The sequence below is a fragment of the Neobacillus sp. 204 genome (assembly GCF_046562815.1).
Lineage (GTDB): Bacteria > Bacillota > Bacilli > Bacillales > Cytobacillaceae > Neobacillus.
Window position 1 is genome coordinate 16,338 of the sequence record NZ_JBJORY010000029.1, and the last position, 13,895, is coordinate 30,232.

At 39.5% G+C, this 13,895-nt stretch carries 6 protein-coding genes and 1 pseudogene; 5 read left to right on the top strand and 2 right to left on the bottom strand.

Going from position 1 to position 13,895, the window contains the following annotated elements; translation table 11 throughout:
* Positions 1-2: 2 nt before the first annotated feature.
* The 4 genes from ACJ004_RS29400 to ACJ004_RS29415 all read left to right on the top strand — a co-directional run bounded on the left by ACJ004_RS29400 (position 3) and on the right by ACJ004_RS29415 (position 11,027).
* Positions 3-8,021 (top strand): S8 family serine peptidase, encoded by an 8,019-nt coding sequence (locus ACJ004_RS29400; RefSeq protein ID WP_410896626.1) that lies wholly within the window; start codon positions 3-5, stop codon positions 8,019-8,021.
* A gap of 515 nt (positions 8,022-8,536) precedes the next feature.
* A complete protein-coding gene (locus tag ACJ004_RS29405) occupies positions 8,537-9,712 on the top strand; it encodes a GNAT family N-acetyltransferase (protein WP_410896627.1) in 1,176 nt (391 codons plus the stop codon).
* Between the two features lie 81 nt (positions 9,713-9,793).
* Positions 9,794-10,255: a GNAT family N-acetyltransferase gene (locus ACJ004_RS29410; RefSeq protein ID WP_410896628.1), complete on the top strand. Its 462-nt coding sequence runs from the start codon at positions 9,794-9,796 to the stop codon at positions 10,253-10,255.
* A gap of 127 nt (positions 10,256-10,382) precedes the next feature.
* The gene (locus ACJ004_RS29415) at positions 10,383-11,027 is read left to right on the top strand and encodes a TerC family protein (RefSeq protein WP_410896629.1); all 645 of its coding nucleotides are present in this window, start codon (positions 10,383-10,385) and stop codon (positions 11,025-11,027) included.
* A gap of 303 nt (positions 11,028-11,330) precedes the next feature.
* Here the strand turns inward: ACJ004_RS29415 and ACJ004_RS29420 are convergent, their stop codons facing one another.
* Together ACJ004_RS29420 and ACJ004_RS29425 are read right to left on the bottom strand one after the other, a co-directional pair.
* Positions 11,331-11,750, bottom strand: a complete 420-nt coding sequence (locus ACJ004_RS29420) for a YfmQ family protein (protein WP_410896632.1) — start codon at positions 11,748-11,750, stop codon at positions 11,331-11,333.
* Positions 11,751-11,955: 205 nt separating this feature from the next.
* Positions 11,956-13,332, bottom strand: a complete 1,377-nt coding sequence (locus tag ACJ004_RS29425) for an MATE family efflux transporter (protein WP_410896630.1) — start codon at positions 13,330-13,332, stop codon at positions 11,956-11,958.
* A gap of 246 nt (positions 13,333-13,578) precedes the next feature.
* Here ACJ004_RS29425 and ACJ004_RS29430 point away from each other — a divergent pair.
* Positions 13,579-13,725: pseudogene (locus tag ACJ004_RS29430) on the top strand (FtsW/RodA/SpoVE family cell cycle protein); the annotation flags it as partial.
* Positions 13,726-13,895: the final 170 nt, after the last annotated feature.

Below are 13,895 nucleotides of genomic sequence, written 5' to 3' on the forward strand. Positions count from 1 at the left end.
TCATGTCAATGTTGCTTGCAGCTTATATGCTGTTAAGCAATACGGTTTCGACGTTTGCCATGACAGGCGGAACAGCTACAAACACTGGTCAGTCTGCCGAAGCTGTAAACACTGGCCATTCTACCGAAATAGGCAGTAATAGCGCCTTAGACCTGAATCAAGCACAACAATTGGAGAACTTATATTTGCAAAAGCTTCAGTTTGACCCGAAGTTACTAGAGTCGTCAAAACAACTAGATTTAATTATTCAATTTGATGTAGATCCGGCAGCAATCCAAATGCTGAATCAAAAAGCATCAGCTGGTGTTAACACGCTCTCTGTTAACCAACAAAGCACATCGGCTGTCACACTTGAAAGCGCTAAGGATGCTGTTAATCAAACTCACAGCAACTTTAAGAGTTTCGTAACCAGTAAGTCTAGAGCTTTGAAAGCTGCTGGTGTAACTGACTCTATTAAAATAGGAAAAGAGTATACTCAAGTATTTAACGGCCTGTCTGTTAAAATGCCTAGTAGAGCCCTTAATGATATGTTGGCACTGCCATACGTAAAGAGCGTTTATCTCAACGTTAAGTATGCACCAATTCCTGCTTCACAGTCGATCGACGTTCCTGCGAGCGTTACAGGTGACGGCAAGGTTTCCGTACAACAAAAGAGCCCAAATTTGTTGTCCGTTACACGTACGAATCGTAGTAACGTACAATCAACTAGCGGTACTTCTGATAGCCCTGCTATTTCAGGAAATTCATTTCAGCCGCAAACTATTCCTGTTCCAGCTCCAGGTCCAGAAGGCCCAAAATCTGGTGAAACAGCAGTTCTCGATTGGTTGAAAATCCACGATCTTCAAAATGAAAACATTACAGGTAAGGGTGTAAAAGTCGGCGTTATTGATACAGGAATCGACTATAACCACCCAGACCTCGCTGGTGAATATCAAGGTGGTAAAGATTTTGTAGACTATGACAACGACCCGATGGAAACGGTTTATTCTGACTGGTTGGCTGCGAAGAATGAGAATGATGCACTTCCGCCTGAACAGAGAGATCCAAACTTCCCAACAGATTACCATAATTATATTACTTCCCACGGAACTCACGTTGCAGGGACAATTGCAGGTCAATCACGTAACAACTCGCCATATGCTGTTAGAGGTGTTGCGCCTGAAGTGCAGTTATATGCTTATCGTGTTTTAGGTCCTTACGGTGGTAGTGATGAGTCAGTTATAGCTGGAATCGAACAATCCTACATGGATGGGTGTCAAGTGATTAACCTATCACTTGGTGCGAATTATAACGATTCGTTAGCTCCTTCTTCTATTGCAATCAATAACATTACTGACCTTGGCGTAACGGCTGCTATCGCTGCGGGCAACGCGGGTCCAGGCGTTGGCACATTGGGAAACCCGGGTGGTGCTGCTAAGGCGATTACGGTCGGAGCTATTACTTATCCGAAACAAGTTCCAACATTTGATATTCATCCCTTTGGTGCAACGGGGCAAGAATCATATTCCATTTTTAATACTCGTTTGATTGGAACGGATTTTACGGAATCAAATACTAAGCTCAGCGGTTCCACTCAGTACGACATTGTCGATGCTGGAAATGGACTTCCTGCTTCTTATGATGATCTTCGAACTAAAAATATCAATGTTGAAGATAAAGTTGTACTTGTAAAGCGTGGTGCTGGGCCAGTAAACCAGCTTATGATGTATGCAGCTGGACAACATGCTAAAGCCATGATTTTGTGGAATCCGACTGACAATCCTGATCTTATATTTGATGATCAAGGCTATTATCCGTTTTATCTTGGCGCATTCGGCGGTGCAGTCTATACTTTGCAAATAGGCAAGAATGAGGGTACAGACTTTTATAATGCTTTTAAAAACGGTACTATTAAGACAATCTCTGTCTCAAATGCTAGCAACTACCTGATGGGCGGAAATACGCTTGCACCATTTAGCTCGACAGGTCCAGTAACAAGTACGTTGGCAATCAAGCCTGACGTTGTTGCACCAGGTGTCGATGTATTCTCGACCGCGCCTTATGATATTTGGGAACCAACTAACAAAGACTATTCGAATGCTTACCAAACGATGTCGGGTACATCAATGGCAACTCCTCATGTTGCCGGAATGGCTGCATTGATTTTGGCGGCACATCCGAACTATAAGCCTGAGGATGTCAAAGCAGCATTGATGCAGACTTCAGACCCTATTAACAAGCAGCAAAGTCTATTTCAAATCGGTTCTGGTAAAACGGATCCTTATCAAGCTGTGCATACAGATATGCTATTTAAGGTAAAAGACTTTATTCAATCACGCTCGTCAACCGATGCGTCATCCAGTTCCAATATTATTACCGTAGCAAATACAACATCTTCATTTTCGTTTGGCTATACTGCGCGCGAAGAAGACGGCTCGGTTAAGAAAACAGGCGACTTGTATATCACCAATAACGGTGCTGCAGATAAAACTTTCGACACAAATAGCGTTTTCTTTAAGGATACGTTTATGAAAGATGGACAAGATGGCGCAAAGGAAGGCGCTAAAATTAGTTTTAGTGATGCCGCGTCGCCTGCAACAGAATTAACTTCGATCACTGTTCCAGCAGGTGGCACAGTTCATCTTCTAGCAAAATACACTATGCCTGCTACGGCTGCAAGTGGATACTACGAGGCGTATATTAATTTTGTTAATCCAGCTAAATCTTCTGAAACCTATCGTATTCCTCTTGCTATTAACGTTCAAAGTAGAGGTATAGATTTCAAGGTTGAAAGAAAAGCATTTACACTTAGCGGCGGTTTTAAAAACTTTAATCCTTATAGGTTTGGCGTTCTACCGGCAGCCTATGCAGGAGTTAGAGTGAAAAGTCCGATTGACCCTACCTTTGGCCTTAGACTTTATGTTATGGATATAACAAGTAGTAATTATATAGGTTTTATCGGTTCTTATAGCTCTTATAGCTTTGTTCTAGGGGATTTAAAGCATTTACCTTTTATGCTTAACGGACTTTACAACCCTTATCCGGCTCCTATTTCCAAGGATGATCCGAATCTGACTATGAAGCTGACCCAACAATCGTCACAGCAAATAGTAACGGATGAAGGCGGATACGTCATTCAGGCTCGTGCCATAGACGCTTCTAATGGCAAGCTTTATGAATTAAACAGCTCAGTTTACGTTGATAACAAGGCTCCGACAGTGCAAATGGATGAAGGCAGTAAGCCGGGTATTTATGAGATTGACCCTAACAGTCCTGTGACAGACGGCGGGTTAAAATGGTTCTCAGGAAAAGTGTACGACTCGAACGTGGATTATATGAAGAATGTTGGGAAGGAAACATCAGTTCCTAAACCACCGGTCTATGACACGGATACGAACGTGAGCCAATCTTTAGGTCAAATTGACGGGATGCTAGGCGACTCCAACGATAACCCATATGTCAATTACTTATTGAACATAGATGCAGATGGAAAATTTAAATTTGGTATATCTAAAGACGATATCGAGAATACGGATAAGGACCCTGAAAAAGAAACCTGGGGGACATGGTTCAGATTTTACCCTGAAGATTATTCCTATGCAGGAAATCAAGATACGCAAGGACAAGATTATTACTTTGTTAAAGAGGGCAACGAGTATGTCATAAACAGATTTAAACGTTTGGAAACACCAGGATCGACAACGTTAAATGGAATTGACCCTGCTTTCCTTTCGGACAAAACATTAGTCTCCAAAGGTGATAACTTTCAATCCACATTGTCCATTAAATATCCTAAAAATGTGGTAGGTGCAAAGTTCTATGTCAATAAGCTTGACTATGCGGATATGAAGACTTTTGACTTTAGTCCACAATACAAAGCATTTTTAGCATCGAAAGGCATTACAGCTGATAAAAGTTGGATTCATCTAGACCTAGACATCAATGGGGGTTACATGTTCAGTTACAATCTCCCTACAGATGTTCAAGCCAAAGGTGTATTGAATTCAGCTGATACAATGAGCGGCGGCGTTGCACAGGAAATGCCGATCTTTGACGTTACTTACAAAGTGGTGTGGGATGCCGGAGTAAATACATTATGGCCTCAATTTTCGAGTAATATCCCGGAAATCACTACTTACAATGGTGGAGTGACAGGAATGGATCGTGTCCCGACTTTCCTTGATAAAAAGATTTACATTAAAGGCGGGGCATCTATCAGCGGCAGTATTCAACCGGAAGGATTCCAAAGCTATCCGACATCTAATGTATACGGTAGAACAACACCGTTAAACACTGATGGGTCAGGAGTCGAGATAAAATTTGAAGATCCAAATACAGGAGGTATCACATCTGTATTGCCAATCGCAGAAGACCCTACTGGTGCTTCTTCAAGTAATAACCCAGGCATCAACAATGTTGGCTTATTTACATCAGAACTTCCTATGCCGGCTGGCACTAAGCCGTACAATTTTACAATGAAAATGCCGGGGCATTTAACGTACTATGGAACTTTAGCCATGAACGCATCGGGTCAATTTGGCTATGCAGCAGGAGGAAACTATAAAATTCCTTATGGTTTTATGCTTGCGGGTGATGTGAACGGCGATGATGTCATCGATATGAAAGACATCGAGGCGGAAAGTACTGCATACAATGCCTATGTTGCGACACCGTCAACTTACACAAGAGCAGCCGATTTAAATTATGACAGCGTCATTGATTATAATGATTTTGCTTACATTGTTAAAAACTTCGGCAAATACAATACAACTGCTCCTAATGCAGCAGCTTTAGCAGGAACTATTCGTTCAACTACGAGTGCAGAAATTCAGTTAACCGGATTTAATACGATACCAAGCGGTTCGGATTTAACTGCGTTTAACACTGTCGTAAAACCAGTACCATATATTAAAACAAGCGATGCAAATGCTTTCGTCAATTACGGCAAAGTAAATCCGTTTCAAATGTTTTCAGTCGTTTACAAAACTCCAGACCCAGCATCGGGCGCTTCTACTGTTACGCAAATAGAAGATGCCGCTTGGAGAGCTGCTGTAGACGGTTCCGGTGGACAAATCTTGATTGATGGGGTCGACGGTAAAACGGCCACGAATGTGTATAATGGCGTGACCGGCCCTTCGATTGTGGAAAAAGTAGTGTCCAGTAAAGGACAATACGAATTCGATCCATCGTTGTTTAAAACGTCTGGCGTTCACACGATTAAGTTTAAAGCTCCGGGCTATATGGATCGCACGTTGACATTTAAAATGATTGACGGGATCGGTAATAGTTTTAACTTACTTGCGCCGAATAATGTTGCAACAATTGGAAAGGCATTAACATTTAGTCGTCCAGATGGCACAGGCTCCACAGCTGCGCACTATCGCGATATTTGGCAGCCGAATATTACGTCAATAACTGTAACAGATCCAGACAATAATGTTGTTGCAACCTATAAGGGAACTGAACTTGCAGCGCTCTTTAACCAGGTGACACCTGCAAACGCAACAACATTTAACTTTACAATTCCGGCAGGGGTTTTCTCGACACCTTCGAAACAGGTCGGACCATATATTTATGATTGGAATATTAAAATAGAAGCGAACAATTACTCATCGTATACATTTGCACAAAGAATTAATGCTGTCGCGGCTCCAACGTTGACTGCTGAATCGAATCGATACTTTAATGATAGCAACGCAAACCCGATTTCTATTGGGGTTGTAGGTGTAAACGATACACAAGAGTGGAGAGATGCGATTACAAGCGTTAAAGTGGGTACGACGACGATTGCAAAAGCAGATTTTGCTACAAAAGGCATCACTGTAGGGGCGCCTACTACGCCTATAACGATTGATAAATCGTTAATTACAGCGCCAGGAAGCATACCAATCAGTATCATCGCAACCAATTACCAAAATGCAACAGTTAATCAGCTTTTCTACAAGCAAGGTATCGTAATGACAAAACCGGCAGGCACCATCTATGCCGGACAAGATTTAGTCATGACCTTCCCTGCTGGAACAGCAGCATCTGATTGGATATCTGCAGTGAAGACAACTGGCAATATTAAATTTAACGGAAATACAATCAAAACTAGAGTTGTCATTGATGAAACAGCAGGAACATTAACGATTCCATATGATTTGGTAAGAACAGATGGTGGTGGTGCAGTTTCAAGGAGTTTAACTGTTACAGCTTCGGGTTATGCTGACACTACTGTAACTGCAACTGTTACACCGCAAACTGCGCCTGCAATTACGCTTTCAACGCCTGCAGGAACACCGCAGTTTGGCGACACCATTACTTACACAATTAACGGTGCCGATAATCCGTTGTGGAGAAGTTCAATTTTACTTGCGTCAACGTCAGATGTAACGAGTGACAATGGCGATGTTACAATTCAGTTTACATCAGCTACATCGGTAAAACCTTTTGTAACAACATCTGTAACAAATGATACAGGGGCAGTAACGATTGACGGGTATGCAACACAGTCGAATACTGCTGCAGGTAATAAGAGCATTAAGTTCAAATCGCCTTACTTTACAGCTATTACAATTGCTCAACCATTTGCTCAAAGAACAGCACCAACGCCTACTTTGACACCAAGTGGTGTTGGAAAGTCAGTAACTATTACTGTACCGAACAATGCTGAAAACTTGAGATGGGCAACTGCTGCAAAGGCAGTTTCAGGTGATATTTTGGTAGGAGGCGTATCGGTTAAAGCGGATACAACTTTATCGTCAGATGCAAGTAATATCACGCTTACACTCCCAGGTGCGGCATTTCCAGCGACAGGAAATATTGAGATTAAGTTTAAAGCGTATTGCTATCCTGATACGACCGTAACTCAAGTAGTTAAGAGCAACGCACCAGTGTTTGCTTCTAAAATTGCATATATTCAAGAATCGAAGCCAATTACTATTAGCTACGAACAGGATTCTGCATGGCTTGCAGCAGCGCCAGTTGTTTCGCTGAATGGCAAAGTAGTAGATTCTAGCAAATACACGCTTTCAGCTACGGAGTTGACATTTGTTGACAGATCATTATTCAATGCACTAGGTGAGTATAAGTTTACAATTTCCGCACCTGGTTATATCGATACCACCTTTGATATTATCGTAAGTGACCAGTTGATACATTTGATCACGGCAACAGCTGACAGCAACGGGTCGATTAACCCGAGCGGCAGCGTTCCTATGCTTCACGGAACAGATCAAACGTTCACAATTACACCGAATACTGGTTATGAGATTGCTACGTTGAAAGTTGACGGTGTGGATGCAACGGCAACAAACAACACCTACACGTTAACTAACGTAAAGAGCGATCAAACGATCGATGTAACATTTAAGCCAATCGTTTACACGATCACGGCAACTGCGGGCGATGACGGTACAATTAGCCCAAGCGGCAGCGTTTCTGTGAAGCACGGAACAGTTCAAACGTTTACGATCACACCGAATAGCGGTTTCGAGATTGCTACGTTTAAGGTTGACGGTTTGAATGCAGAGTTAACAAACAATGCGTACACGTTTACTAACGTAACGAAGAATCATACGATCAATGTAACATTCAAGCAAATCGTTCACACAATTACGGTAACTGCGGGTGATCACGGTGCAATTAGCCCGAGCGGCAGCGTTTCGGTGAATCATGGAACAGATAAAAAGTTCACAATCACACCGAATAGCGGTTATGAGATTGCTACGTTGAAGGTTGACGGTGTGGATACAACGGCAACAAACAACACCTTCACGTTAACTAACGTAACGAGCGATCATACGATCGATGTAACATTTAAGCCAATCGTTTACACGATTACGGCAACTGCGGGTAATCACGGTACAATTAGCCCGAGCGGCGGCGTTTCTGTGAAGCACGGATCAGATCAAACGTTCAAATTCACACCAAATATCGGTTATAAGATTGATACGTTGATGGTTGACGGTGTGAAAGTGAAGCTAAAAAACAATGACTACACATTTACATTTACTAACGTAACGAGGGTTCATACGATCAGTGTAACGTTCAAAAAATAATAGGTGCTGAAAAAAATGTAACAGTAGTTGTTTGGAATGAGGAATTAACGAAGTACTTAACATCTGATAACATCATCCTTCAAGTTTCTTCTGATGTTAAGGAAATCGTGTTTCCATCCAACGTGGCTGATTGGCTAGGTCAACTTCAACTGTCGATTATATCGGATAAACTGACGATGAACATACAATCAGGTCTATTCAAGTAGTGAAACGTTTATTATAATAATCAAGTTATAAAAATGGGACTCTCCTTGAGTCACGCTAGACTGTCGAGACTTTCTCGACAGTCTAATTTTTGCGCAGGATATTTTGGCCGAAGCAGGTATTGTGTAAATAAGCTATATTGTTAATCCCAAAACAGAACGCAAGGTAAAGGCATCACAGTTAATGGTAGATTGGACTATTTTATTTAATTATCCTTTTTAATAACATTGAAGGAATTTGCTAAGCTGATAGTGAACTATTTTGATATCAGAAAGAAAATATTTGGGGTTAATGAAAAGGAGATCGGGCCAATGTTAGTTAGAGAAGTCACAGAAAAAGAATACTTAGAATCCATAAGACTGTCAATGTATGCGTTTCAATATAAGATTCCTGAATCTGACGTACCAGCAAGAAAAGAAGCAATGAGAAATCATAAAGTTCTAGGAATATGGGATGAGAACATTCTGGCTGCCAAACTACATATTATCCCACTAACGATTTTTATGAAGGATGCGGAATGGAAAATGGGTGGAATCGCAGGAGTTGCTACTTACCCGGAATATAGACGAAACGGTTATGTCAAATCACTCATGACTGATTCTTTAAAACACATGCGAAGTAATGATCAGATTGTATCGCTTTTACACCCGTTTGATATTTCTTTTTATCGAAAATACGGATGGGAAATATTAAGTGAAAAGAAAAAAATCACGATTGAAAAAATGGACCTTAAGTTCCTCGAACAGCAGAAAGGTTTTATAAGAAGATTTTCAAAAGAGACTCATAATGAAGAAATAGAAAAGATTTATCAACAATACTGCACTCAATATACAGGCATGCTAAAACGTGAGACAAATTGGTGGAAACAGAACGTTTATGATAAAGATTCACAGATTGCTGTCTATTATAATACCGATAAAGAGGCTTTGGGCTATATGCTTTACCATGTGAAGGAAAGAAAAATGGAGGTGCAGGAGCTAGTTGCACTTGACCATGAAGCGAGAATCGGGCTTTGGAATTTCATTTGCCAGCATGATTCCATGGTCGAAACAGTGACGATTCATCTTGCCGGTCAGGATCCTTTTCCTTATTTTCTGCCGCAGCCCAAGGTGAAAATGGAGTTAAGCCCATATTTCATGGCAAGAGTTGTAGATGCAGAGGAATGTTTGCGGAAATTTCGGTTCTTACATGAAAATGAGCCCCTATTCCTGCATCTTGAAGATTTACATGCCCCTTGGAATAATGGGAGCTATTTACTTGGTAAGGGAGAAATAAAGGTGTTTAAAGAAAAAACTGGAGGTCACTGTGTTTATCCTCCTAAAAAAGGGATTCGCTTAAATATCAATTCCCTTTCTGCGATTCTATTTGGTAATAAAAGACCGATGGAGCTTTATGAAATGGATTACTTGAATGGTTCTAAGACTGAGATAGAACTTTTTGAAAAAAAGGTCCCAGCAATGAAATCATCGTTTTTTGACTTCTTTTAAATCTATCTCCCTCTAGTAAAAGGGAATGTAGTAGTGTTATTTAATTACAGTACATTTTAAAAAGATTTGGAGGGACTTGAAATGGGTTTTTGGGTTAATAATGGATTTTCCATTTCTACAAATAAAGAGTATTTAGATTTACCATTAATACATAATTTTTTGAGTCAAGAAGCCTACTGGTCAAAGGGTATACCAAAGGAAACCGTTGAAAAGGCGATTGAAAATTCTCCGCTATGTTTTGGGGTTTATAAAGGTGAGGGTGGTAAAGACGTTAATGAACAAGTTGGTTTTGCAAGGGTAATTTCTGATTTAGCCACATTTGCGTATCTCTCTGATGTGTTTATATTACCAGATTATCGGAAATTAGGATTATCAAAATGGTTGATGGGAATTATCACCAACCATTCCGAATTACAGGGAGTTCGTAGGTTTATGTTAGCTACGAATGATGCACATTCATTATATAAACAATACGGTTTTGAACAGATTGATCATCCAGAATTATTTATGCAAAAAGTCCATAAAAATCCATATCAGCAATAAACTTATTAAATCCATGCATCCCTCATAGCAACCAATCTCTATGAAATTAGGTCTTTTTTTAACATCAAATTAATATAAATGACCAAGCTAGCTTTTTCCAGAGGTGAATATTTTGGAGATTTTTGGTTTGTCATTTGCGGTTCTCTTGAAAGTTATTTTAATCAATATTGTATTAAGTGGGGATAACGCAGTTGTTATCGCAATGGCATCACGTAATGTTCCAAAGAAACAACAAAAGAAAGCGATCTTTTGGGGAACATTTGGAGCCATTATTTTACGATTAGTATTTGCGGTAGCAATTGTTTACCTACTAGACCTGCCTTTTGTAACTTTTATTGGTGGCCTTCTTCTAGTGTATATTGCCATTAAACTACTAATTGGTGATGAAGAGGAAAGTCATAGAGATGGAGGTTCAAGTTTAATCTCCGCTGTGAAAACAATTATTATTGCTGATGCCGTAATGTCCCTTGATAATGTCCTAGCCATTGCTGGTGCAGTTGAAGGAAATTTAATCGGTATTATGATTGGAGTTATTGTTAGTATTCCTATCGTTGTTTTTGGAAGCCAGTTAATATTAAAAGCGATGGAAAAGTACCCGATGATCTCATATGCAGGTGCTGGAATCTTATCCTGGACTGCAGGTGAAATGATCGTCGGAGAACCAAAATTTGAGCTTATTCTTGCTAGCGATTTACACTTAATGGTTCCTGCTGCTATTACCGTTCTTGTTATTGGTTTTGGTTATTTGTTTTCTAAGAAAAAATTGCTATAGTTAATCTTTAACTTAACAAACAATTTAGAGTTAATTAATACTTCCTTTACATTAGACCAGTATTCTGAAATAGAGCAAAGCTAGATTAAATTATTTTATAAAAAATCTAAAATGATCTATAAGGAGTGGTCAATATGTTCTCGAAGATTATTAATTGGTTTAAAAATAGTTGGTTTGATAATAGAGAAAATGATGAAGATTATTTTAGAGAAGATATAGAGCTTGAAGCATTTTAAATAAATTAGATAACGAATGAACCATAGACGGAATGAACACGGGGCGTATGCTCCGTGTTCATTTTTATTAACTTTTTTGGAGATGATCTGAAAGCAGGCTATAGGCAACTACTTTCTTCTTGTACTGTTTGACTACATCAATGCGATCGTTGTACCTGAAAACAAATAACCGAACATCATTTTTGCCTTTTTTCGTATCAAGAACTAATGGAGTCTTACTGTTCTTTGGATGTAAAAATAATTCCTCGGTCCCTGGATAAATATAATGCTGCTTTAAATATGTAGCTTCGTTAAAGTCATGAATAACTTGAATTTTGTCATCACCTTCTAATTGTTTTCCGTCAATTGTTACGGTGACATTCGGTTCACTCAGTTTTGAATGAATTTCAAATTTCTTGATAAGCCATTCCACCGGACCCGTTGGAAGACAAGTCATTAATATTTTAACGATACTTATGAGAACGATCGAAATCATAGCCCATGTCATTGTCATCATCTCCGTTAAAGCTTTCATTTTGTTAGTATGGCTTTTCTAACATAGCCAATAAATAAATAATATCTCAACAAGTTCAATTATTGACCATCCAATTTACATATAAATTTACCATCCACTTTCAGAACTGCTTTAACTTTTCTCATTACTAAAAAGAAAAAGCCGCCATTCTGGCAGCTGTGTTAGCGAAAGACACTTACTAATCTAAGACACGCTTAAGTGATAGGTTTTGTTCGGCATTTTTTTTCCTTAACCAAGGTTTGGAAACCCAGCGTTTTAAGGCAAAAAATCCTCGGATACATTCATCTATTCCTTGGGCCAGCCAAATTCCTAATAGTCCTAAACCAAGTGTAATTCCGAAAAAGTAACTAAATACTACGGCAATTCCCCACATAGAGATCACACCAATGATAACAGGGAATCGGACATCACCTACTGATTTCAAAGAACCCATAAGAACGATATTCATGGCACGGCCGGGTTCAATAAACACAATCGCCCATAATACTGGAAGAGCTATAGCAATAATGTCAGCATCGTTCGTAAATATAGTTAAGATTGGCTCACCAATTAAAGCAACAGCAAGAGAAACAGCAGCAGAAACAATCACCGCAATTTTTAATGTCTTTAGACCCCTCTTTAGGGCTCTGTCATATTGCTTAGCTCCGATATAACGAGCAATTAACAATTGTGTTCCTTGGGCAATGGCGACTGTAAACAGGAAGCAAAGCATTGATATATTTAAAATATACACCCGTGCTGCTAAGGCTGCATCTCCGGTAAGTGCTACAAAGCTTGTAATAACCACTTGTGAAAATTGATAAGAAAGATTTTCTCCAGCAGATGGAACCCCGATGGAAAGAAGCCCCTTAACATCCGTTTTATTGATTTTAAAAATATCTTTTATATAAAACTTTAAATCTAGTCTTTTATAAACAAAGTAGAAAAGCGCTACAATGATAAAAATGCGGGCAATAAACATGGCATAGGCAACTCCAGCAACACCTGTTACGGGAACACCAAACCATCCTTTAATGGCAATAAAAGAACCGATTATACTAATCACATTCATGATGACAGTAACGACCATGGTTTCTTTTGTATGTCCGTAGCTCCGTAAAACAGCACTTAAAGCTAATGAAATGGCTTCAAGGAAAAGGGATAGACCTATGATGGTAAGAAAAGTGTAAGCAAAATCGTACACTTCACCGCTAAGACCGTAAAATTTTAAAAACAAACCTCCACAAGTGACCACAACGATGGTCATCAAAACTCCAAACCAGAAATTCACTCCAAAGGCAGACCTTGCAAGGCGTCGTGCCCGATCTAATCGGTTCGCTCCTAAATTTTGACCGATAAGGATGGTCGCTCCGATTGCTGTGACGTTAAATACTAAAATAAAAATATTAAGAATCTGATTGGCTACCCCGACTCCTGCAACAGCGTTGTCTGAATATCCACTTAAAATTAATGTAGCGACAATCCCCATACTCATATGAAGCGTAATTTCGATAAAAAGAGGCCACGTAATACTAAACAGTGATTGGTCTTGATACTTATTGTTCTCTACAGTCAAGTTATTCTCCTTCTTTTCCTAGTACTGCCTAGGCAATGCTAAATGGTCAATTGGAATCAGTGCTTCACACTTAAAGGGGAAGTTCCTTACATGAATTATCTTATTTTTACCAATGCAGAAAAATTCGTTCTGTTGGTAATTTGATTTCAACCACAGTATTCTCTTTTTCGTCCTAAAAGTATTTCCCCTTGTTAATAATACCTGATTCATCCCTATAATGGCATGTTTTAAGCAGTTTGGAAGAATGGAGTCGCACTAGGCATTTTCCCGTTAATTTCGATATCCTTGCCATTTATAAGTTATGGATTAATGCCAACGCTGCTAAATGCCATTTTAATTGGTATTGTCTTAAGCGTGTATCGCCGTAAGGATCTAATTAGAAAACTAATTTGAGCAGGATTTACAAGGCCAAGTATTGGTATTTCGTCTGCAAAATTTTAAAGTAAAATAAGCTCCCTAATTTTCTTTAAGCATAGTATGTAAAAGAAAGTAGGTGAAAACATGACATTAGATTCTCAACGTATGATGGGTGGTTTCCCTGGCATGGGTATGGGTGGTTTCCC

What these genes read in the sequence shown, in the direction of transcription:
- ACJ004_RS29410 (WP_410896628.1), top strand. Translation starts at nt 9,794, where the DNA reads ATGGGTTTTTGGGTTAATAATGGATTTTCCATTTCTACAAATAAAGAG.
- ACJ004_RS29420 (WP_410896632.1), bottom strand. Translation starts at nt 11,750, where the DNA reads ATGACATGGGCTATGATTTCGATCGTTCTCATAAGTATCGTTAAAATA.
- ACJ004_RS29400 (WP_410896626.1), top strand. Translation starts at nt 3, where the DNA reads ATGTCAATGTTGCTTGCAGCTTATATGCTGTTAAGCAATACGGTTTCG.
- ACJ004_RS29405 (WP_410896627.1), top strand. Translation starts at nt 8,537, where the DNA reads ATGTTAGTTAGAGAAGTCACAGAAAAAGAATACTTAGAATCCATAAGA.